This is a genomic window from Metabacillus sp. KUDC1714 (genome assembly GCF_014217835.1).
Taxonomy (GTDB): Bacteria; Bacillota; Bacilli; order Bacillales; family Bacillaceae; genus Metabacillus; species Metabacillus rhizosphaerae.
In genome coordinates this window covers 5,578,114-5,600,286 of sequence record NZ_CP055263.1, presented here as the reverse complement: position 1 = coordinate 5,600,286, position 22,173 = coordinate 5,578,114, and the positions used below count along the sequence as shown (strand labels likewise).

Here is a 22,173-nt window from a genome sequence, read left to right as displayed (position 1 = left end):
TATAATAAAAAAGGAGCTAACTCAATTAAATTAGCTTCTTTTTTGCATAGCAAAAATCAAAAAGATTCTGTAAAATGAAACTTAATGAAAACTAAGCAGAAGAAAAAGGGGATTACAATGACAGCTGCTGTAAAAACAGATCAATTAATGCAAATGTTAATAAAGCTCCATCAAATGGTCAAGACAGATGATAATGAAAATGCTGATAAGCTTGTAGAATTAGTTAATAAACTTTATAATGATAAGCTTTATGTCGCGTTTGCTGGACATTTTTCTGCAGGGAAATCATCTATGATTAATAAACTTCTAAATGAACAAGTGTTACCGACTAGTCCAATACCTACAAGTGCAAACTTAGTTTTATTGGAGAATGGTCAAGAACGGGTAACCTTATATTCAAAAGAGAAAGAAAGTATTGAGCTTGCTGGTAACTATTCGATCGAGCAAATCAAGGAATATTGTAAACAAGGCGATGAGATTGAAAGGGTCTATATTAAAAAACCTTATCGAAATCTTGATAATAATGTTGTCATTATGGATACACCGGGAATTGATTCAACAGATGCTGCACATAAACTATCAACAGAATCAATGCTTCATATTGCAGATGTTATTTTTTATGTAACAGATTATAACCATGTTCAATCTGAAGAAAATCTATCATTTGTAAAAGAAATGAAAAATAAGGATAAAATTATTTTTCTCATCGTAAATCAAATCGATAAGCATAAAGAAAGTGAAGTACCTTTTACCGATTTTAAAAATCAAATCGAAACATCATTTTCAGAAATTGGTCTTCATCATCAGGATGTATTTTTCACGACATTAATGAATGATGACCATGAGTATAATCAATTAAATGAGATAAGAGATATTATTCGTGTGGTTGTTAACAATAAAGATGAATACATGGAAAAGAATGTGTTGGCATCAGTTACACAGTTAGCTAAAGAGCATTTGGAAAAATATAAAGAACAATTAGATTTAACAGATGTTGATAAGGAACACATTAATACTGTATTAGCTGATTTTGTGAATAAGAAGAATATGGTACTAGACCTAATTGATGAGGAAGAAAGAAAATTAAAAGATTTATCCACTGAAATAAATGAAAGAGTTTCCTCTTTATTAAAAAGTGCAAATATAATTCCGTATGAAACAAGGGAAAAAGCTGCATCATTCATCGAAGCGGTAGATCCTGCCTTTAAAGTAGGCTTTTTATTTTCAAAATCTAAAACAGAGCAAGAACGTGAACAAAGGAAAAAGGCACTATTTGAAGATTTGAAGAAAAACGTCGAAACACAAATCACTTGGCATTTTACACCATTATTTAAAGAATATATTCAGAAATATGAAATCCATGATGTAACAATTCTTCAACAGGTTCAGACGTTTTCAATTGCACTATCAGAACAAATTGTTGTGGATGCATTGAAACCTGGAGCATCATTTAATAACCAATATATTTTGACCTATTCTTCAGATGTCAGTGATTTAATTAAGAAGCAAAGTAAAAATATAGCTATGAAGATTTTTGATCAAATGATGAATCTAATTAGATTAGAACAACAGGAAGGTATCGACAGGGCACATTATGATCTTAAGAAATATGACAATGAGATTAGTTATTATGAAGGAATATTGTTGAAATTTGAGCAGTATTTTACCTATGAAGCAGCAATTAATAATCTATTTAATGGACCAATTATTGACAGCCAAGATAGTAAACAGTGGCTCTTAATTAACCAAGTTTATCATCATCGCGTGCAAGATTCATTAAATTTGAAAGAAGTAGTCAAAATTGAATCAGAGGAAAAACGTTCAGAGGAAAAGCATGTTGCAAGTCAACTGGATAACAAAGACCAATTTATAACCGAAACACAAGAAATGATTAAACGACTTAGAGGTATCCGTGGATTTAAACAATTTACTGATTCATTAGAGAGTAAAGTAAATAGTTACAATAATCGATCATTTACTGTTGCATTATTTGGGGCATTTAGTGCTGGGAAATCATCATTTGCGAATGCATTAATTGGTGAGCGAGTATTACCATCTTCTCCAACGCCTACAACTGCAACGATTAATAAAATTGCTCCTACTACAGAGGAAAAGAAACATGGATTAGTAGAAGTGAAATTAAAAGCAGAAGAAGCAATAATAAAGGAAGTTGTAGAAAGTATTCCATCATTAACCAACAAACAATTGACCTTAGAGGAATTGATTGTAAAACTCAAAAATGTTGAAGGAAAAGATCAATCTGAAAAGGACAGTATAAAAAAGTACACCATAGCACTAATTGACTATCAAAAACTTACAAGCAGCGGCTTGCTTATAACATCAACAAAAGAAACGTTTAAAGATTTTGTAGCAAAAGAAGAAAAAGCTTGTTTGGTAGAAGAAGTCATCCTTTATTATGATTGTGCAATTACAAAAGCTGGAATAACATTAGTCGACACACCTGGAGCTGATTCCCTTCATAAACGACATACTGATGTCGCCTTTCAATATATTAAAAAGGCAGATGCTATTCTTTATGTAACGTATTATAACCATCCATTTTCCAAAGGAGACAGAGAATTCCTTCGTCAATTGGGACGTGTAAAGGACTCATTTACGTTAGATAAGATGTTTTTTATAATCAATGCAATTGATTTAGCTAAGGATGAACAGGAAGTCGAACTTGTAAAAAACTATATACGCGATCAACTCTTACAGCAGGAAATCAGGAATATTCGACTCTATGGTGTATCAAGCTTAAATATCATTTCTAACAAGTTGGATATAGAAAAAGACTATATGCTGTTTAAAGAACAATTTGAGTATTTTATTAAACAAGAATTGACTAATACAACAATTATTTCAATAAATGAAGGCTTGAAACGTACAAATGAAAGATTAGTGTCGCTTATCCAGGCTGCTGAAAAAGATGAAGCGGAAAAAGAGAGTATTAAGTTAAAACTGATTGAAGAAAAAAAGAACGTAGAGCAAGAAATAACTGCGTTGACAAATACGCATATTATGAATACTGTTAATCAGGAAATTGAGGAACTTATCTTTTATGTGAAACAAAGATTGCTATTGCGTTTCAATGATTTCTTCAAAGAATCCTTTCATCCAGGGGTATTTAATCAAAATAAAAATACTCAACTAGCGCTTCAATCTTGTTTAATGGAATTAATTAGAACAATTGAATTTGAATTAGTACAAGAGCTACAAGCAACAACTCTGAGAGTGGAGCGTTTCATTCAAAAGGTGTTAGCTGATGAATTCATAAGAATAACACAACTGATCAAAAAACAATCCCAATCAGTAACCTTGACTATGCCTGAAATGAAAGATATTCAAACACCTCTCATTACGGTTGAATTTTCTTCAGCTATGGTCACTAATTTAAACCTTTCATTGAAATTATTTAAAAATACGAAGGCATTTTTTGAAAAGAATGAGAAAAAGACTATGAGTGAAGATTTACTTAAACGTATAGATGTTCCAGTATCTGTTACATTAGAACATTACTTAAATGAATTTTCTAATTATTATAAAGAGGTGATCAAGAATATTCATTCAAGTCTTGTTCAAGCGACACGAATACAAACTGAAGAAGGCTTTGATGCTTTACTTGATATACAGGCAGAAGATACTGAACAATTAAAACAGTTACAAGTTACTTTAGAATCAACAATAAATCTTCTTAATGGATGATCATTATCGTTAACTTGTGATAAAATCATAGGATATAAACACGAATTAACATGTGTCTTTGGGAGGATTACCATGAATTCTAAAGCGTATCAGGTATGTGCTACCTGTATTCATTTTCAAGCTGTACGTATAGATAAAAAAATGACTTATTTGTGCAGCCGTCTAAAATATGAAACAAAGCCATCATATGCGTTTCAGTGCTGGGAACCTAAAGAACATGTTAAAAGGCTAATGGAGAAAAGAGGAAGCATAAATGAGTAATGTTCATGAAGCAATATCACAGCATAGTAAAAAACAGCATAATCACATTCAATCATTTTTAAAGCTTGAGGCAAAACGTGAATCATTAATTGAAGAGGCCATCCAATTATGTGTTAGCTCCCTTCCGTATGAGGTTGATAACATTAATCAAGTTACAGGAGAAATGAATCGTCTAGCATCTGAAGGAATTGTTCCAACACGTAAAACGGTGACGAAGGAAATGGTTCAAGAATTTGTCCGAAAAAAATACGGTAAATAAAACACCGAATATTTCCATCATTCATTTTTACCTTTCAAAGATTTAAATTGTGGTTGAGGTGGAAAGCTAATCTCGATTAAACTTGAAAGGGTGAATGTTATGGGTCGTACAAAACTTGGAAACGCAAATGCACAACGCAACAATAATAAAAAGAAAAAGAATGATTTTAACACAGAATTTGCATCATATGCACAAAATGAAGCTCACAAAATGAGTAGTAAAAATAAAGACTAAGCCAGTTGGCTTAGTTTTTTTGTTATGTGTTAATACTATTATTCAAACAGCATATGCCTGGGTTGAAGTTCCAATCCACTAATGGGCATTATATGTTATGATACTAGTAGTATTTAGGCAGGAGGGAATTAAATGAAGAAAGAAAATCATTTATTAATCGTTGACGGTATGGCATTATTATTTCGTTCATTTTATGCTACATCTGTTTATGGACAGTTTATGATAAATAGTAAGGGAATTCCTACAAATGCAGTTACAGGTCTTTTAAAACATCTTATAGCAGCAATTGATTATGTGAAACCTACTCATGTTGTTTGTTGTTGGGATATGGGAAGCAAAACATATCGTAATGAACTCTTTGACGGTTATAAAGCAAATAGACCTGAGGCCCCAGTCGAGTTAGTTCCGCAATTTGATCTAGCAAGAGAGGTAGTAGAAGCTTTAGATATTCCTAATTTAGGTATTGAAGGGTTTGAGGCAGACGATTGTATTGGAACGTTAGCTAAAACGTATGAGGCTGAAATGAAAATATCCATATTAACTGGTGATAAGGATATTTTGCAATTACTAAATGACAATGTTGATGTCCTAATTTTTCAAAAGGGAATTGGAAACTACAAACATTATACAAAACAAACATTTATGGATGAGTTTGAAATTGAACCATATATGCTAATTGATGTAAAAGCATTAATGGGAGATTCAAGTGATAATTATCCTGGAGTTAAAGGAATCGGAGAAAAGACCGCTTATAAACTTATTAGTCAATACAAATCAATTGATGTCCTTCTTGAAAGTCTGAAAGATTTAACAAAGGGGCAGAAAACAAAAATTGAAAATGACTTGGAAATGCTCCATCTCTCAAGAAAGCTTGCTGAAATTAACTGTCAAGCACCTTTACAATGTTTAATTGATGATACACTTTTTCTGGTTAATGAGGACAGAGCGTTTTCAATGATAAAAGATCTCGAATTAAGAGGTGTTCACACACTTTTGAAAAATATTACAGTTGTAGGAGAGGCTATATAAATGCCTCTCTTATAGTTTCAAAATTTATATTTTTTCTAACTTAATTTTGGACCTAGCTCCAGCGCCTAGACCATCTTAGGTCTACAGCCACTAAGGAATTGAAGACAAAGAACTCTCCTATTCCTTTGCGTCTTATGCCTGCCTTAGTCTGATCAAGGCGCCCTGAGCTTTTCTTACTTCGTATTTTTCTTCTTAGCAGCATTTTCTAGCTTGCTCTTTGGTTCTGTTGAAAACTCAACATCTTCTCCATATCCTTGTGGATTGACACTTGGTGCTTTTTGACCACGATTATTACCTCTTTTTTCACTACTCATTATCATGTCACCTCCACATGTATTATGACCATTTTCTCATAAAATTAATTAAAAAAACTTTTGGTTAAGTTATCCCTAAGTCAAAAGTCTTCATTATTAGATAAATTTTACATAATAAACTTTTATATTTCTACTAAAAAACAATAGAATTAATCGACAGGATTCGCTATCATTGTCTATATACTGATTATGTAAGGATGGAATTCAAATTGGCAAAAACGGTGCAAACAGTTACAGATTACGTAGAATATTTAACAGGAAAGGGCTTTACTTTAGGTGAGGACGCATACGGCTTTATTCAGTTTGGCAAACATTATACAAATTCACAGGATGAAATCGTCATTATAGCAATTGAGCTTACATTAAAAATCCAAAAGGAATTTGATGGTGCTTTTTTCATTTCCTTGTTAGAGATGTTAGATAAAGAAGCAATTATAAACAGGAAACAGGCAATTAGACATGTTGAATCATTGAATTTAATGTAAGTAAGCCCGAATAACCGAGCTTACATACCATGCTTTTGTTTTATCCCTTTAATTTCTTTAATATCTGGTAATTCGGTCACGATCATTGCAATAAAGATAAGTAAACAACCAATTAATCCATTTCCACTTAGACGTTCATTGATTACAATAAAAGCAGTAAGTGCAGCAAAAACGGGCTCCATTGCAAAAATAAGTGCTACTCTTGCTGCAGTAGTAAATTGTTGAAATTTTGTCTGGATAAGGAATGCAATCGCAGTTGCAAAAATAGATGTAATCACTAATGCAATAATAACATCTCGATTAAATAAGGCATCATAACTAAAAGATGTTTTTTCAAACATAGTCGAACTAATAAAGCTTAGTAGAGACACAGTAGATAATTGAACAATTGTTAATGGTATCGCCTCATGCTTGCTCGAAAATTTACTAGTAAAAATAATATGAAGTGCAAATGCAATAGCACAGAAGAAAACAAGGAGATCACCTATATTCATACTCATCATATCTCCTACAGTAAGGAAGTAGAGTCCAAGTGCTCCAATAAAAGCACTAAGAAAAACGATTGATCTAGGTTTATCCTTTAATATCCATATTGCAAAAAGTGGTACAATCATAACGCTAAGCCCCGTAATAAAGCCTGCTTTTGAAGAAGTTGTATAAAGTAAACCGATCGTTTGAAAAGCGTAGCCGAGAAATAAAAACACACCTAAAAACATACCAGCTCCTAATAAGTTGATTGAAAACTTCGATTTTTTTTTCATAAAGATAAATAATAATAAAGCTGCTAATAAAAATCTCGTACCATTAAAAAAATGAGGGGGTAGGAATTGTATCGCCTTTTGAACAATCACAAATGTTGAACCCCATATAAATGCTACAAATAATAAACTTATATCAGCTAATGCTGTTTTTTTCATACTCTTCACATCTTTCTTCTCTATCGTTTTACTTATTGTTTAAAATAGCATTTCTCGCAAGTTGATCAGCTACTTTATTTTCTTTACTAGGAATCCACTTAATAAAGAAAAGATCAAATTCTTTTGATAACTCTAAAACACGTTCAAGTAGTGGTGCATACGAGGGGTTTTTAACAAATTGTTTTTCGATGGCACGTTCGACAAGCTGTGAGTCTGTGCGAAACGATACAATTTGATAACCATTTTCTAAACAAATTTCCAAGCCTTTTATTAATGCATGGTATTCTGCTTCATGATTTGTCATTATCCCAAGAGGGAGTGAGTACTGTTCTGCTTTTCCATGCCCTTTAATAAAAACTCCAGCACCTGACAATCCAGGATCGCCAGCACTAGCACCATCTACATATACCTCAATCATTAACTCATAACCTCCTAACGATGTTAAATTGTTTAACAAAAACAAAAACGGTGATAAAATAGGTTTCATTGGCACTTTTTTAAACTCATAGAAAATAGTTAGTTAGAAATAAACAAAAATGATTAACTTATGGTTAATGGAATCAAAATAAAGGTAAATCGAATAAATTATAGCACATTGATAACATTAGTAAATATAAAGTGATTTTATTCAGGAGGGTTATACCCTTATGAATTAATCTCAATGCATTAACATTTTTTTTTTTACATCTATATATACTAACTCGAGTGTGAAATCCATAGAACTTAATCAGGAGTGAACCCTTTGAAGTATAGAATCGAATGGACATATCAAACGAAAAAAAAGTTTCAAGCACTTATTTCGACAGAATATTTATCATTAAATGAGACGATACTTTTAGCTGAAGATTTTATGCAAACTGGAAGAGTAAAACAACTTTATTTTTCATCTGAAGACGGGCAAACCTGGACGCTAAAGGAATTAAAACGTCTTAAAGATATTGTTAAGGATGAACCACATGATGTTATTGCATATTTTGATGGTGGATATCAGAAAAACACTAAATTAGCAGGCTTTGGGGCTGTAGTCTACTACACACAGAGTGGTAATCGTTATCGGATCAGAATGAATGAGAAGGTTATGGAGTTAACATCAAATAATGAAGCAGAATATGCAGCTTTTTATTATTTGGTAAATATACTAGAGGAGTATGGAATAACAAAACAAAAGATAGTATTTAAAGGTGATTCCCAAGTAGTACTAAACCAGCTATCTGGTGAATGGCCATGCTATGAGGAAGAATTTACAATTTGGTTAGATCGTATAGAGAATAAAATAAAAAGTCTTCATATCATACCTGAGTATGAGGCTATATCTAGGAAAGAGAATAATGAAGCAGATAAACTAGCAACACAAGCGATGAGTGGAATTGAAATTAGAAGTAAATTGATATTGGACGAGGAAGTTGACGAAAATGAGTAAAAAACAAACATTGCAGGAACTTAGTGAAATATTAGATACTTATTGTGTTAATTGTCTACTAAAGAAGCATTTCCGTGAAGAATTTGGTAAGCGTCATGCTCACTCTTTTTGTATTAATCAATGTACTGTAGGTCAAAAGATAAAAGAAGTTGGAGAAAAGTTATTATAAATGCTAAATCCTAAATAGATCTTGAATGTTCTAGCAATAAAAAAATCCGCATATCGCGGATTTTTTTTATTGCTTTGCCTCAGATAATTGATGCTCACATTGATCTAATAATTGTTGCTGCTTTGTTAAAAACTCTTGATCAACACCTGTTTTAGGTGATCGATTCATTAGATCCTTTGCATCACTTATCGCATTTTCTGCATGATGGATTGCTTCAGGATCTAACTGCATTGTTGCTGAACCGACCATTTTTTGCGCAGCCTTTACTGACATCTCAATTTGACTTAATTCATTCATTCCACTAATTAATCCACTATGTTTAATTTGATCCAATGATAACACCTCCAGTTTATAGGATTTGAATTATTAGAAGAAAATATTCGTTAAAAAAAACAATTGTATACATATATCGAAATCAGTAATGTCGTGTTAAAATGAAGAAAGGAGTATACTATGTAAAAATATAACACATTTATGAAACATTTAGACTAGTTATTCGTCAATTTTCTGATTGAAAGGAGTGGAAATGACATGGGGAATGAACCATTAGATACATCAATTAAAGAAGCATTCTCAGAAATTTACCGAGATCTTGATAAATTAGTCTTTATAGCGAACAACGCAAATATTTTTAATCAACATGAAGTAAGTAGAATTGAGAAAAGTATTAAGCAAAATGTAAAAGCGGTGGAATATCTACTAGTAAGTCAAAAACGTTAGCAAATTGGTAATATAGGCTCATTTATCGAATAAACAATTCTAAGCGTTTTGAACAAATAAAAAAGAGGCGGAGAAAACTCAGCCTCTGTTAATTCAAGTTGTCTATGGTTGAATCACAAGTTATTTGAAGTGCTTGTGATTATAACTTTGTTACGTTAGCAGCTTGTGGTCCGCGGTTACCTTCAACGATTTCGAAAGAAACTTCTTGACCTTCTTCTAATGATTTGTATCCGTCACCTTGGATAGCAGTGAAGTGTACGAATACATCATCTCCGCCTTCAACTTCGATAAACCCAAAACCTTTTTCATTGTTAAACCATTTTACTTTACCGTTTTGCATAGTACTTAATCCTCCTAATACTGTAGCACAGGTGGTGCTAAAAAAAATTTTATCATTAACAGAATATTATATGTATAATTAATCGTTATAAAAACGTTATCATAAATACTCAACTTAATGATGTTTTAACTATACACTAATTTTATAAAAACCGTCAAGCTTAACAAGGATAATTTTACAAAACTTTCAGAATCTTCCCGTGGAGAAAAAATATTATAAATACACACAAAGTACAAGCATATAATAGTTAAAAAGCTTGGAGAGGATCTTAATGCTTAAAGTTCACATTAATGGGGAAGATATTTTAATAACAAGTAGCCGTAGGATTGACGAAGCTGGTTTTGCTAGAGCATGTGAATTTGTTGCTAAGTGTGATAAAGCGATCCTAGAGATGAGGAAATCTTCTATCATTATTCTTCAGGATCATGAGCTAAATTCGATCGTTATTGAGCGTATGAATACAGATACTTTTACTCTACATGTTCAATATGAAATAAATAGTAAGAATGTCTATCAAATTAATTAATAAACTAGTTCCCTTTTTTTAAAAAAAGTTTATAATAATGTTAATAACTAAAGTAGCTTTTTACAGCTGCATGAGATGAAGAATTACATACAAATTCATCAATCTAAATAGAGTAGAAAAGCTACATTGGCAAAAATGGAAGGAGAATGTACAAATGGTAGAAAAAACTTTTACAATTACAAGTGAAGCAGGGTTACATGCTAGACCAGCAACTGCATTAGTAAATGCTGTTAATTCTTTTACTTCTGAAGTAAATCTTGAAGCGAATGGTAGAACTGTGAATCTAAAATCAATTATGGGTGTAATGTCTTTGGGTATCTCAAAGGGAGCAGTAATTAAAATAACTGCAAATGGTAGTGATGAAGCAGCTGCACTTGAAGCGGTTGAACGTGCTATTACAACTGAAGGTCTAGGAGAATAATCTAGCGCAAAACACAAACAGCCACTGGTACATTCAGTGGCTGTTTGTGTTTTATTCGATCCTTGATTTATCCTTTTGATCTTTATTACGTTTGTTCCCTTTACTATTATCACCTGGAATGTGATCTTGTGCCAATTCCATTTGATATTGACCATTTTGAGGGGAGTTTTGATTTTTACTACCTTTGTTATTTTTTTTCGTCATAAAGTCCTCCTGAGTGTTGGTAATAAGTAAGGTTGTCACTCGAGATTAAAAGCTACTCCGAATGGATAATGAACATCTTACTTTTAAGGTATTTACTCCATTAATATGACCATTAAAATCAACTCTTATTTGTATAATTACATAAAAATTATTTAACCACAGTAAAAGAATTATATAATTTCATAAACGAAAAAAATGTCTGATCACCACGTTAAAGTAGTATCAGACATTTTTTTAGGTTGTTTTCTCAAACTTTGTTGCTATTTCCAAGAAGTGCGGTGTGGTTGATTTCCACTCCAGTTGCTCGCTTTCCGTGGGCGGTCTTTGAGCCTTTTCGACGTAAACGTGAGCGGGCTCGCACCTGTCCCGCTGGAGTATCGCAATCCGCTCCAATCAACCTCAACAGTTTTCGTTTTATAAGCAACAATCTTTTTGAAAAAAGTCTTTTTTTATTATAATTGCATAGCTCGCTTTTCCGATGGGAGGAGCTTTTCATTTAGCTTTCTTGAATGGTGTACCCAGCCAGTATAGGAAGCTAAAATACTTTTAGCTTGATCAAGTTTGACGACAGCCATATACGGATAATGATCCTTATGACGGAACCGTAAATCAATCCATCGGACCTCAGAACCTGATGATGTTGGAAAATAGAGAGCGTGAACATGTTTTGAGTTAGCTAAAAAATGTTGTACATTTTTATCAGTTAAAGATGCTTTTATTATTTCACAATTAGGATTATGTTTTTCAAAATGATGAATCCAGTTAATATTCTTACCAATTATTGAACCGACCTGGTAAGAAGACTCAGTTTCAAACACAAAATGCCACTTTTTCAACCATATTGTAGGAATTATGGTGAAAATCCCGGACTTTTTTGTTTTGTTCAAAAAGAATTTCCTATTTTGAATCGATAAAAAATACCTATTTATGAGATAGATTGCTAGAAAGATGTATCCAAAGAAAAAGACAATACCGGGTGGCAACCCTGTTAACCACAAGGTAAATCCAATCAAGTGAACAATAATAATAATCGGATCAAATAACGGAATAAAATTTAATGATAGCCATTTTTTAGTTATAGGCCTTCCAGCCTGCGTTCCGTAAGCGTTCATAATGTCGAAGCCAACATGCAGAACAACAGCTATAAACGTCCAAAGAAGAAGGTGCATTAATGATACATTCCAACCAAACAAGAATATTACTCCTGAAACAAAGAAAGTCCATATAAACAATGCAGGGATTGAATGAGATGCACCTCGATGGTGTTCAGTATACATGCCAGTTCCTTTAAGAAGTTTTATAACATAATCAAAATCAGGAGCATTAGAACCTATAATAGTGCCTAACAAAACAGCTTGAGCAAGTTCTGGATTAGAAGATATAACAGGATCTATATGTGCAAGGCCTGCTAAACCAATTCCAATTGTGATATGAGTACTTGTATCCATTAGGACCTCCAGGTAATGTGAATTTACCCTTTTCATCCCTGAAAGATGTTTTAGTAGTTTACGGAGCCAGCCATCATATGTTTATCTTTAATATAAGCAGCTTCCTTAATTATATCTTCTACAATTAAGTCTGCTGATCCTGGAACATGCAGCTTTTTGATGTTCATTTTCATTTGCTCTAATCTATGTTCATCTTCAAGTAATTTATATACCTCTTCAGAAATATCCTCTATTTGATTGACAATGATTGCGGCGTTATTATCCTCAAAAAAATGTGCGTTTTCTTTTTCTTGACCTGGAACTGGCTTGAATAGAATAACAGGAACGCCTAGTGCAGTAGCTTCTGTTAGTGTGATTCCACCAGGTTTAGTAATCATGCATGATGCGATTCTATAAAGCTCATCAACTCTCTCAACATAACTTAGCACCTTTATTTGTTCGGGATTGCTATGTGTTAGGGGGTCAAGACTTTCTTTTAAAAGTGCATTATTTCCACAAACCACGACAGTCTGGATGTTGTCACTTTTAGAAATAAAAGATTGGCATAATTCTTTTACGTTTTTTAAAACACCATGTGCACCTGCCATTATTAAAAGGGTTTTCTTACTAGAATCCAAATTGTACTTTGCATATATTTCTTTTTTGCATACTTCATCCTCAAATTGAGATCTTATCGGAATTCCGGTCACATTCACAGTGCCAGGATGAATTCCCACCTGTATTAGCTTTTCTTTAACATGGTTTGATGCGACATAATACTTATCGATATTTTCGTGAACCCATATTCTGTGTAAACAAAAATCAGTTAAGACATTAAAGGTTGGAATAACAGTTCCAGTTTTCCTGCGATATTCAGGAACAACAATCATTGGGAACGTATTAATAATCATATCAGGCTGTTCACTAGTAACGATTTGATGTAAACGTTTATGCCCCATTTTAAAATAAAGATTCATCATTCTTTTGTTATAAATTTTATCTACACCGTAATAAAATATGCGATAAAACTGTTTTCCAATTGAAAAGCTTTTTAAATACAAATATTGAGTAATCTCTGAAAAAACAGGAAATGATTCTGAATATAGATTACATACTACAACTTTTTCGAAACCAAGCTCTTTACATTTATTTTCTAATGTTTTTGCAACTTGAACATGTCCATTACCATATTTCGCGGTCAAAATTAACACTTTTGAATTACTTTTCAATATTTTCACCTCAATCTAATCAGAAACGAATCGAAACAACAAATTCAGTTCTCCATTAATAAAAATTATATGAAGAAATCGAACTGAATTTGTCTTAAAGATTACCATATAAATGTTACTTTTTTATAAAGCAATTATTAAGTATTTCTTAAGATGTAAAATCGTTGTAAAAATATTGAATCAAAAAAAATTAACTTCTTAATTGTTCTCAACTTTACATTTAATTACATGATCAAATAAGGTAGAGGAACATATTCTCTTTCCTTTCTACATTCATTAGAAACAACTAATCTACTTTACTTGCAATAAAACTTTATTCTTACCCTTTCAATCCCAAATATAAGGTGTTTCTTGGTAAACATAATAGTTTAACCAGTTGACAAATAGGAGGTTCCCATGTGATCTCCAACAGTGAATTGGTTCTTTATTTGGATCATTATCAGCAAAATAGTTAACTGGAACTTCAATTTGTAATCCTTTTGCTATGTCTCGTTCATACTCATCCTTTAGAGATGTTCGTTCATATTCAGGATGACCAGTTAAAAATATTTGCTTTCCATCCTCAGACATTACTAGACAAACACCGGCTTCTTCTGAATAAGAAAGGAGTTGAAGCTCTGAAACAGAATCGATTTCTTCTTTCAGTACATCTGTATGTCTTGAATGTGGGACGTAATACAAGTCATCGAACCCTCTTAATAATTTTACAGTGGGATTTACAATTTCATGCTTAAAAACACCAAAGCATTTTTTTTCCAGTTGATATTTATTTACGCCGTAGTGATGGAAAAGTCCTGCTTGTGCTCCCCAACAAATATGTAAAGTTGAGGTAACATTTGTTTTCGTCCAATCCATGATTGTTTTTAGCTCATCCCAATATGAAACCTCTGAAAATTCTAAATGCTCAATTGGTGCTCCAGTAATGATCATTCCATCAAATTTCTTATGTTGTATATGCTTAAAGGTTGTATAAAATTCCTTTAAATGCTCAATCGCAGTAGTCTTTGATGTGTGTGTGTCAGGCCTTAAAAATGTTATGTTCAATTGGAGTGGAGAATTCCCCAATAATCGTAATAATTGAGTTTCTGTTTTTTCCTTTTCAGGCATAATATTTAAGATAACGATATTTAAAGGTCGTATATCTTGTGAATACGCTCTTTTTTCGTCCATAATAAAAATATTTTCTCGCTCTAGTATTTCTTTAGCTGGTAAATGACTAGGTATGTTAATCGGCAATAAAAGCACCTCCGTAAATTTCTTTCTATGGTTGATTCTTTATTATAGAAAGTTTAGAAAAATAATTCAATTCGAACTTTCATAATTTTGCATTTTTATAATAAAAAAATTAATTGATATTTTTAATTTCTTATTTCTATATTTTCTCATGATTCATACATTTAAATTCAGGTGAATAAGAAACAAAGAGAGGTCTTTGATTGCTGAAAATTAATTCCATTATACATGGTAAGATATTCTGAACAATAAATCTAGCAAAGTGAGGAAAATATTGTGAATAGAAATAAAAAATATAAATCTGATATTGATATTGCTCAACAGGTATCACTTTTTCCTATAAAACAACTTGCAGAAAATTATTTGGAGCTCAATGATGATGAATTTGAATTGTTTGGTAAGTATAAAGCAAAACTTTCTCTGCAGATTCTTGAACGTTTAAAAAATAAACCCTCTGGAAAAGTCGTTCTTGTTACCTCAATAAATCCAACGCCTGCAGGGGAAGGGAAATCAACTGTAACTGTAGGCTTAGCTCAAGCGCTTAATCAGCTAAATAAACGAGCAATTGTTGCTCTAAGAGAACCCTCACTAGGACCAACATTGGGTATGAAGGGAGGTGCAACTGGTGGAGGATATTCACAGGTATTACCTATGGATGATATAAATCTTCATTTTACAGGAGATCTTCACGCGATAACAACTGCAAACAATGCTTTAGCCGCATTTATAGATAATCATATTCACCAAGGGAATGAGGTTGGAATAGATCCGAGGAGAATTATCTGGAAAAGAGTGTTAGACTTAAATGATCGTGCACTCCGGTATATTACAATTGGCCTCGGAGGACCCACACACGGGGTACCACGTGAGGATCATTTTGATATTACCGTTGCTTCAGAGATTATGGCTATATTATGTTTAGCTGATAGCTTGGCTGATTTACGGTCTAGGCTCGCCGAAGTTGTTATAGGCTACACATATTCTAACAAACCTGTAACAGTTGCTGATATAGGGTATGAAGGGGCACTCACATTAATTTTAAAAGAAGCGATCAAGCCTAATTTAGTTCAAACGCTCGAACACACCCCAGCGATAATTCATGGTGGTCCATTTGCAAATATTGCCCATGGCTGTAACAGTCTTTTAGCAACAAAGATGGCTGCAAAACTTGGTGATTATGTTGTTACAGAAGCAGGCTTTGGTGCAGATCTTGGTGCTGAGAAATTTCTTAATATTAAGGCAAGAATAGGTAAGATTCACCCTTCAGGAGTTGTTATTGTTGCGACGATAAGGGCTTTGAAAATGCATGGTGGATTGAAAAAGAATGATTTACAACAAGAAAACACAGCAGCTCTAATTTTAGGTTTTTCAAACCTGAAAAAACATATCGAAACAATAAAAAGTTTTGGGTTACCTTATGTAGTAGCGATCAATAAATTTATAACTGACACTGATAAAGAAATCAAAACAATTTTGGATTGGTGTCATGATAATTCCCATCCAGCTGCGCTTTGTGAAGTATGGGAACATGGCGGAAAAGGTGGAATAGATTTAGCGAAAAAACTTCTTAAAACGATTGATGAGGAACAAAATCAATTTAAACACTTATATGATACTGCTTCTTCTATTAAGCAAAAAATATTTAACATTGCAAACATCGTTTATGGTGCAACAGGTGTGCAATATACAAGTAAGGCAGAAAAACAAATGAATGATTTTGATCAATTTGGGTGGAGTCAATTGCCAATTTGTATGGCGAAAACACAGTATTCTTTAACCGATGAAGCTCATGTTTTAGGCAGACCAGAAAATTTCACAATCACGATCCGTGAATTTAAAATATCACTTGGTGCGGGATTTATTGTCGCGATAACGGGTAATATTATGACAATGCCTGGGTTGCCCAAGAAACCAGCTGCGCTTTCAATGGATGTAAATGATGAAGGTCTTGCAACAGGGTTATTTTAAGTAGAATTTTTTAAACTTTATTGGTTTGAAATAAACAAATTGATGGGATAGAACATTTTCAAAAAGGTGATACTTTTTTTCGGAATATATAAGTTTCTTTATCTTTTTTATAGGAGGTAGTAATGTTTGATCCTACTGTTTTTGATAACTTAAAGGTAATCGTAGAAGGGTATATTTATGATTTGGATCTTGAAAATGAGATTTCGGTTACCGATAGAAGTGATAATATTGATTTAGCCACGATGTCAAGATTATATACAATTACATTCGCAAATAAGTATAAGAAAAATCCGACTGCAACAATTGGAATGGAGATGAAGCAACAGCAGCTTGTTGGCGAATTACTGCATTCGATTGAAAACCCAGGATGCCATATAAACGTGGCATTAGAAGCGCAATTGCAAACTCAAGATTATGACGAATTCCTTTTAAAGAAACTTAAAAAAATCTGGGAAGGTCAATCGATTAAGCTTTTCCTTACAAAAGAGATTACCTCGAACTTAAAGGTATATCATCACCGCTATCAAGTGGATTTTCAGATATGCTATGGAGAAGATGATATTGAGGATTTGTTACATATTGTCGAGCATTCCATCTCATTACTAGACATGATGTCTAAAAAGCTTAAAAGTTGAGAAATACTTAAATCTTTATAAGGTAGAAAAGAGGTTTTTATGAGCATTTATGATTTTGAAGTTGAAACAATAAAAGGTGATAAGAAAACTTTAAAACAGTACGAAAATAAGGTTTTATTGATCGTTAATACAGCTAGTAATTGTGGATTTACACCCCAATACAAAGAGCTACAAGCTTTATATGAGGAATACGGTGACCAAGGGTTTACAGTGCTAGGTTTTCCATGTAATCAGTTTATGGGGCAGGAGCCAGGTAGTAATAGTGATATTGAAAACTTTTGTGAGATGAATTACGGGGTAAGCTTTCCTATGTATTCTAAAATAGATGTAAATGGAGAAAATGCTCATCCTCTTTTCGTTTACCTAGCATCAAATGCCCCAGGCTTATTAGGTAGCAAAGCGATTAAATGGAATTTTACAAAGTTCTTGGTTAATAATAAAGGAGTAGTAATAAAGAGATTTTCTCCAAATACAAATCCATCAGAAATAAAACCAGATATTAAAGATCTGTTAAAAGAAGTCAGAGTTTAAGGCTTCTTTTTTAGTGTCTTGGGAATGAAGCAGGCCAAAATTGATCAATCCTCATTATAATAAATGGCTCTTTTCTAAAAGATTGTTGTTTTTGAACAAAACTGATTAGGGTGATTGGAACGGATATGCGAGACTCCTGTGGGAGTAGCGGGACAGATGAGACCCCGCAGGCGCTTCGCGCTGAGGAGGCTCATCGCCCGCCCCACGGAAAGCGAGCATCCTCTCGCTGCAATCAACCAACCCAATACTATTTTAAAAGCAACAAAGTTTGCGAAAACAGCCTAATAAATTAATACATAACTAAAAAATATTGAATTTGCTGATTAGGTAAAGGGGTAATTTTTTGTACACGATAACCAATACTTAGTAATTGAGATAAAGTCTCTGCACAATTGGAACGGGGCGGTTCTATTGGTGCGTGGTAGCTTTTGTATAACTCATTTACAATGTTGTTTTCAGAACAATGAAGTAAAACGATATGTCTTCCAGTCCAAGCTTGACCGATTGTTGGTTGCAGGTAATTAACAGTTCTCATCATGACACACCCTTACAATTTGATATGATACTATATGTGTAATATCAAGTACTTTGTTCTTTATGTTTCATAATAAATCAACATCGAAAAAATTTAGCTAAGTAGCTTATTAACTTAGAGGGGTATAAATTAATGGAAGAAAATTATTTTGTTAGCAAGGTAGAAGAATTTGTTAAAAAGCAACTTTATGATGAGGCAAGTGGTCACGACTGGTGGCATATTGACCGTGTACGAAAGAATGCACTCCGAATTGGAGCAACAGAGAATGCGAATATTTTTATTGTTGAATTAGCTGCATTACTACATGATCTAATTGATGACAAGCTTTCTGAAGATGTGAAGCTTCAGATCAATGATGTTGAAGGATTATTAATGAAGATGGAGATTGATAGAAAAGTTGTTGCAGATGTTGTGGACATTATTCAAATTATTAGTTTTCGTAAAAAAACGCCAGTGCATCATTTATCGCTTGAAGCCAAAGTTGTTCAAGATGCAGACCGTCTTGATGCCATTGGTGCTATTGGTATAGCTAGGACGTTTACATATGCAGGTTCTAAAGGAAATCTTATCTATCATCCAAATAACAAAGAAGGTACTGACGCAATCAGTCATTTTTATGATAAATTACTTAAATTGAAAGACTTGATGAATACAAAAACTGGGAAGCTACTCGCTGAAGAAAGACACCAATTCCTCCAAGTATTTTTAGATCAATTCTATAGAGAGTGTAACGAAGTAAAATAACAACAAAGAAAAGCGCAAGCGCCTTGATCAGACTAAGGCAGGCATAAGACGCTCAGGAATAGAAGACGTTCTTTGTCTTCAATTCCTGAGTGGCTGTAGACCTAAGAGGGTCTAGGCGCTGGAGCTAGACACCAAAACTTAGTAAGAAAAGTTATAAATTCTGATACTGTAAAGAAAAGCTCAACCTCTATGAATAGCGATTATTAAAGAGGCTATGTTACAATAAATATACTAATGAAAAGGGGTGCTCATAGTGAAAATAAAATCGATTGAACCTACTCCTAGTCCTAATACGATGAAGGTGCTTTTGACAGAAGAACTTCCATCTGGAAAAAGTAATAATTATAAAAAGGAACAGGCTAAAGAAGCACCAAGTATTATTAGAGAGATCTTACATATCGAAGGAGTAAAAGGTGTTTATCATGTTGCTGATTTTCTCGCTGTCGAAAGAAATGCTAAATATGATTGGAAAGATATTTTAGCACAAGTTCGTCAAGCGTTTGGAGAAGATGTAGAGGAAGGGAATTTTAACGCTAGACAGCAAGAAGAAGCATTCGGTGAAGTTAAGGTTTTTGTTCAAATGTTTAATAATATTCCGATGCAGGTTAAACTTACAGACGGATTGACTGAAGAGCGCTATGGCTTACCAGCACGTTTTAAAGAAGCTGTATTAGCGGCACAGCAATCAAATGAAAATGTAGTATTAGATCGCCAGTGGAAAGAACATGGTGTAAGATATGGCGATCTTGCGGATATTGGAAAGGATGTCGTTGATGAATTAAGTGCAGCCTATGCGGATGATCGATTACAAAGGCTGGTGAAATCTGCCTCTGAAGCAGGCCATAAAACAAATACACCGGTAAAAAAATCTTATAAAGTAACACTAGATATGTTAAATGATGAGGATTGGTCTGTTAGATTTGCACATTTGGATCAAATGGATCCAACAGAAGACGATCTTTCGGTATTAGAAAAGGCTCTAAATGATGAAAAACCTTCAATAAGAAGACTAGCAACTGTTTATTTAGGGATGATTGAAAAACCAGTTATATTGCCATTGTTATATAAAGCTTTAAACGATAAAACGGTTACAGTGAGACGTACTGCAGGTGATTGTTTGTCAGATATAGGTGATCCATCAGCAATGGTGCCAATGATGAACGCATTAACTGATAAAAACAAACTCGTTAGATGGAGAGCAGCGATGTTCTTATTCGAGGTTGGAGATCAAACCGCATTGACAGCTTTAAAGCAAGCAGAAGATGATCCTGAATTTGAGGTTAGTATGCAGGTGAAGATGGCGATAGAACGTATTGAGGGTGGAGAAGAAGCTAAAGGATCTGTTTGGAAGCAAATGACCGAGAGCAGGAAAGGCTAAAGATTTTTGACCTCATGTACTGTTTTTTATGGAAGAAATAGAAGTAGTTAAAATGAATTAACAATATTGCAATGGTAAAATCCCTATTGTATTCTTGAACTATAGATTGAAATAATGGAGTGATGCAAATGTCAATGGCATATGAAGAATATATGAAGCAAATTGTTAAGCCTATGAGAGCTGAGCTTACAAATGCTGGATTTGAAGAATTAACGACAGACAAAGAAGTTGAAGAGTTTATGATCGAGGTAAAAGGTACAACGCTTGTAGTTGTAAACTCTGTATGTGGCTGTGCGGCAGGACTTGCAAGACCAGCTGCTACTCAAGCTGCTTTAAATGCAGAGAAAAAACCAAATAAACTTGTTACTGTTTTTGCCGGGCAGGATAAAGAAGCCACAAGTAAGATGCGTGAGTATTTTAAAGGATATGAGCCTTCATCACCATCAATGGCGCTATTAAAAGATAATGAAGTCGTTCACTTTATACCTCGTCATGAAATTGAAGGAAATTCAATTGACGTAATTATGCAAAATTTAGAAAGTGCGTTTGAGAAATACTGTTAAAAAGGATGCGATTGCGCATCCTTTTTATTTTCAATCAGTCATTAGAATAGAGCATGGCATGATGATCTAGCGATTTACTTATCATAGGAAGACATATGCAATGCTTAATTCTTTGGCTTATTACTTAGAATGGAGAAATAAGATGATTGTAACAACCTCAAGTAGACCAGATGATCAATTGATACAAACTGCTATGGAAATTGCCTTCGAGCTAAATGGTTCATATGTGAAACGGAGTAAACAAGCTGTAGAGTACCTTAAAAAGAATTATCGAGATAATACACTCGTTGTAGGGAAAAATCGCTTAGAACTGCATTTCTTAGATCAAAATAATCCATTGTTTTTTCATCCAAACTCAGCCATGTTTAGAATTAAGAGGCTGCTAAAAGGTGAAAAAGATCCTTTTTCTGAAGCTTGCAATTTACAAGTTGGCGATTCTTTTTTAGATTGTACACTTGGATTAGCATCAGATAGTATTGTTGCTAGCTATATTGTGGGAAAAGAAGGCATTGTAAAGGGGATTGAAGAAAGCAGTAGTCTAGCTTATATCGTAAAAACAGGATTGCAACAATGGGAAACAGGCCTAGAAGTATTAGATAATGCAATGAAACGCATTGATGTTTCATCAAATGACCATTTAACGTTCTTAAGAGGCTGTCCTAATAATTCTTATGATGTTATTTATTTTGATCCGATGTTCGAAGAAACAATTGAAGAATCAATCGGGATATTACCTTTAAAAAGTATAGCTAATTTTACACCATTAAAGAAAGAGGCAATAAATGAGGCGAAACGTGTTGCTAAAAGAAGAATTGTTTTAAAAGATCATTGGCGTAGTACTCGTTTTGAGGAAAATGGATTTATTGTAAACATCCGAAAATCTGCAAAATTTCATTATGGCGTAATAGAAATATCGGATTAGCGAA

General features: G+C 33.3%; 27 protein-coding genes and 2 pseudogenes. 19 read left to right on the top strand and 10 right to left on the bottom strand.

What is annotated here, in order from left to right:
- Positions 1-84 precede the first annotated feature (84 nt).
- The 6 genes and pseudogenes from HUW50_RS27705 to HUW50_RS25895 all read left to right on the top strand — a co-directional run.
- Positions 85-705: pseudogene (locus HUW50_RS27705) on the top strand (dynamin family protein); the annotation flags it as partial.
- A 1,266-nt stretch (positions 706-1,971) separates the two neighbouring features.
- Positions 1,972-2,655 (top strand): annotated as a pseudogene (locus tag HUW50_RS27700) (dynamin family protein); the annotation flags it as partial.
- 1,122 nt (positions 2,656-3,777) lie between these two features.
- Positions 3,778-3,966: a hypothetical protein gene (locus HUW50_RS25905; RefSeq protein WP_066332534.1), complete on the top strand. Its 189-nt coding sequence runs from the start codon at positions 3,778-3,780 to the stop codon at positions 3,964-3,966.
- A complete protein-coding gene (locus HUW50_RS25900) occupies positions 3,959-4,225 on the top strand; it encodes a DUF2533 family protein (protein ID WP_066332537.1) in 267 nt (88 codons plus the stop codon). Before HUW50_RS25905 ends, HUW50_RS25900 begins: the two co-directional genes overlap by 8 nt.
- A 99-nt stretch (positions 4,226-4,324) precedes the next feature.
- Positions 4,325-4,459 (top strand): hypothetical protein, encoded by a 135-nt coding sequence (locus HUW50_RS27350; RefSeq protein ID WP_260445621.1) that lies wholly within the window; start codon positions 4,325-4,327, stop codon positions 4,457-4,459.
- A 132-nt stretch (positions 4,460-4,591) separates the two neighbouring features.
- Complete coding sequence (locus tag HUW50_RS25895; RefSeq protein WP_066332540.1) at positions 4,592-5,488, top strand: 5'-3' exonuclease; 897 nt, start codon at positions 4,592-4,594, stop codon at positions 5,486-5,488.
- Positions 5,489-5,661: 173 nt separating this feature from the next.
- On the opposite strand, the gene sspL is transcribed toward HUW50_RS25895, so the two are convergent.
- Positions 5,662-5,802 carry a small, acid-soluble spore protein L gene (gene sspL, locus HUW50_RS25890; RefSeq protein WP_066332541.1) on the bottom strand — a complete coding sequence of 47 codons (141 nt, stop codon included), beginning with the start codon at positions 5,800-5,802 and terminating at the stop codon, positions 5,662-5,664.
- A 209-nt stretch (positions 5,803-6,011) separates the two neighbouring features.
- Between sspL and HUW50_RS25885 the strand changes: the two genes are divergently transcribed.
- Positions 6,012-6,287: a DUF6123 family protein gene (locus tag HUW50_RS25885; protein WP_083964614.1), complete on the top strand. Its 276-nt coding sequence runs from the start codon at positions 6,012-6,014 to the stop codon at positions 6,285-6,287.
- A 20-nt stretch (positions 6,288-6,307) separates the two neighbouring features.
- On the opposite strand, the gene HUW50_RS25880 is transcribed toward HUW50_RS25885, so the two are convergent.
- Together HUW50_RS25880 and HUW50_RS25875 are read right to left on the bottom strand one after the other, a co-directional pair.
- Positions 6,308-7,204 (bottom strand): DMT family transporter, encoded by an 897-nt coding sequence (locus HUW50_RS25880; protein ID WP_066332547.1) that lies wholly within the window; start codon positions 7,202-7,204, stop codon positions 6,308-6,310.
- 28 nt (positions 7,205-7,232) lie between these two features.
- Positions 7,233-7,622, bottom strand: coding sequence for a reverse transcriptase-like protein (locus HUW50_RS25875; RefSeq protein ID WP_066332549.1), 390 nt, complete (start codon positions 7,620-7,622; stop codon positions 7,233-7,235).
- Between the two features lie 315 nt (positions 7,623-7,937).
- On the opposite strand from HUW50_RS25875, the gene HUW50_RS25870 reads away from it, so the two are divergent.
- Together HUW50_RS25870 and HUW50_RS25865 are read left to right on the top strand one after the other, a co-directional pair.
- Complete coding sequence (locus HUW50_RS25870) at positions 7,938-8,624, top strand: reverse transcriptase-like protein (protein WP_311774020.1); 687 nt, start codon at positions 7,938-7,940, stop codon at positions 8,622-8,624.
- Complete coding sequence (locus HUW50_RS25865; RefSeq protein WP_066332555.1) at positions 8,617-8,793, top strand: zinc-finger domain-containing protein; 177 nt, start codon at positions 8,617-8,619, stop codon at positions 8,791-8,793. Before HUW50_RS25870 ends, HUW50_RS25865 begins: the two co-directional genes overlap by 8 nt.
- Before the next feature lie 66 nt (positions 8,794-8,859).
- Here the strand turns inward: HUW50_RS25865 and HUW50_RS25860 are convergent, their stop codons facing one another.
- On the bottom strand, positions 8,860-9,090 hold the full coding sequence (locus HUW50_RS25860; RefSeq protein ID WP_066332803.1) for a DUF2564 family protein: 231 nt from the start codon (positions 9,088-9,090) through the stop codon (positions 8,860-8,862).
- A gap of 234 nt (positions 9,091-9,324) precedes the next feature.
- On the opposite strand from HUW50_RS25860, the gene HUW50_RS25855 reads away from it, so the two are divergent.
- Positions 9,325-9,513, top strand: a complete 189-nt coding sequence (locus HUW50_RS25855) for a hypothetical protein (protein ID WP_066332557.1) — start codon at positions 9,325-9,327, stop codon at positions 9,511-9,513.
- A 139-nt stretch (positions 9,514-9,652) separates the two neighbouring features.
- On the opposite strand, the gene cspD is transcribed toward HUW50_RS25855, so the two are convergent.
- Complete coding sequence (gene cspD, locus HUW50_RS25850; RefSeq protein ID WP_046590248.1) at positions 9,653-9,853, bottom strand: cold-shock protein CspD; 201 nt, start codon at positions 9,851-9,853, stop codon at positions 9,653-9,655.
- Between the two features lie 271 nt (positions 9,854-10,124).
- Between cspD and HUW50_RS25845 the strand changes: the two genes are divergently transcribed.
- Together HUW50_RS25845 and HUW50_RS25840 are read left to right on the top strand one after the other, a co-directional pair.
- Positions 10,125-10,379 carry a hypothetical protein gene (locus tag HUW50_RS25845; protein WP_066332565.1) on the top strand — a complete coding sequence of 85 codons (255 nt, stop codon included), beginning with the start codon at positions 10,125-10,127 and terminating at the stop codon, positions 10,377-10,379.
- A gap of 154 nt (positions 10,380-10,533) precedes the next feature.
- Positions 10,534-10,800: a phosphocarrier protein HPr gene (locus HUW50_RS25840; protein WP_066332577.1), complete on the top strand. Its 267-nt coding sequence runs from the start codon at positions 10,534-10,536 to the stop codon at positions 10,798-10,800.
- A 51-nt stretch (positions 10,801-10,851) separates the two neighbouring features.
- Here the strand turns inward: HUW50_RS25840 and HUW50_RS25835 are convergent, their stop codons facing one another.
- The 4 genes from HUW50_RS25835 to metA form a co-directional block, all read right to left on the bottom strand.
- Positions 10,852-11,004 carry a hypothetical protein gene (locus HUW50_RS25835; RefSeq protein WP_185653511.1) on the bottom strand — a complete coding sequence of 51 codons (153 nt, stop codon included), beginning with the start codon at positions 11,002-11,004 and terminating at the stop codon, positions 10,852-10,854.
- A gap of 452 nt (positions 11,005-11,456) precedes the next feature.
- A complete protein-coding gene (locus tag HUW50_RS25830; RefSeq protein ID WP_066332578.1) occupies positions 11,457-12,452 on the bottom strand; it encodes a metal-dependent hydrolase in 996 nt (331 codons plus the stop codon).
- A 50-nt stretch (positions 12,453-12,502) separates the two neighbouring features.
- Positions 12,503-13,660, bottom strand: coding sequence for a diglucosyl diacylglycerol synthase (locus tag HUW50_RS25825; RefSeq protein ID WP_066332580.1), 1,158 nt, complete (start codon positions 13,658-13,660; stop codon positions 12,503-12,505).
- A 327-nt stretch (positions 13,661-13,987) separates the two neighbouring features.
- Positions 13,988-14,896 carry a homoserine O-acetyltransferase MetA gene (metA, locus tag HUW50_RS25820; protein ID WP_066332584.1) on the bottom strand — a complete coding sequence of 303 codons (909 nt, stop codon included), beginning with the start codon at positions 14,894-14,896 and terminating at the stop codon, positions 13,988-13,990.
- Positions 14,897-15,169: 273 nt separating this feature from the next.
- Here metA and HUW50_RS25815 point away from each other — a divergent pair, with 273 nt between their 5' ends.
- The 3 genes from HUW50_RS25815 to HUW50_RS25805 all read left to right on the top strand — a co-directional run bounded on the left by HUW50_RS25815 (position 15,170) and on the right by HUW50_RS25805 (position 18,027).
- Complete coding sequence (locus tag HUW50_RS25815) at positions 15,170-16,861, top strand: formate--tetrahydrofolate ligase (RefSeq protein WP_066332587.1); 1,692 nt, start codon at positions 15,170-15,172, stop codon at positions 16,859-16,861.
- A gap of 122 nt (positions 16,862-16,983) precedes the next feature.
- Positions 16,984-17,496, top strand: coding sequence for a hypothetical protein (locus tag HUW50_RS25810; RefSeq protein WP_066332589.1), 513 nt, complete (start codon positions 16,984-16,986; stop codon positions 17,494-17,496).
- A 39-nt stretch (positions 17,497-17,535) separates the two neighbouring features.
- Complete coding sequence (locus HUW50_RS25805) at positions 17,536-18,027, top strand: glutathione peroxidase (RefSeq protein ID WP_066332592.1); 492 nt, start codon at positions 17,536-17,538, stop codon at positions 18,025-18,027.
- Positions 18,028-18,316: 289 nt separating this feature from the next.
- On the opposite strand, the gene HUW50_RS25800 is transcribed toward HUW50_RS25805, so the two are convergent.
- Positions 18,317-18,565 (bottom strand): hypothetical protein, encoded by a 249-nt coding sequence (locus HUW50_RS25800; protein ID WP_260445620.1) that lies wholly within the window; start codon positions 18,563-18,565, stop codon positions 18,317-18,319.
- A gap of 129 nt (positions 18,566-18,694) precedes the next feature.
- Here HUW50_RS25800 and HUW50_RS25795 point away from each other — a divergent pair, with 129 nt between their 5' ends.
- From HUW50_RS25795 to HUW50_RS25780, 4 genes are all read left to right on the top strand, one after another.
- Entirely contained in the window at positions 18,695-19,306 is a 612-nt protein-coding gene (locus HUW50_RS25795; RefSeq protein WP_066332596.1) for an HD domain-containing protein, read from the top strand.
- 253 nt (positions 19,307-19,559) lie between these two features.
- Complete coding sequence (locus tag HUW50_RS25790) at positions 19,560-20,684, top strand: conserved virulence factor C family protein (RefSeq protein ID WP_066332598.1); 1,125 nt, start codon at positions 19,560-19,562, stop codon at positions 20,682-20,684.
- Positions 20,685-20,812: 128 nt separating this feature from the next.
- Positions 20,813-21,247 carry a BrxA/BrxB family bacilliredoxin gene (locus tag HUW50_RS25785; protein WP_066332607.1) on the top strand — a complete coding sequence of 145 codons (435 nt, stop codon included), beginning with the start codon at positions 20,813-20,815 and terminating at the stop codon, positions 21,245-21,247.
- 142 nt (positions 21,248-21,389) lie between these two features.
- A complete protein-coding gene (locus HUW50_RS25780; RefSeq protein WP_066332612.1) occupies positions 21,390-22,169 on the top strand; it encodes a class I SAM-dependent methyltransferase in 780 nt (259 codons plus the stop codon).
- Positions 22,170-22,173 lie beyond the last annotated feature (4 nt).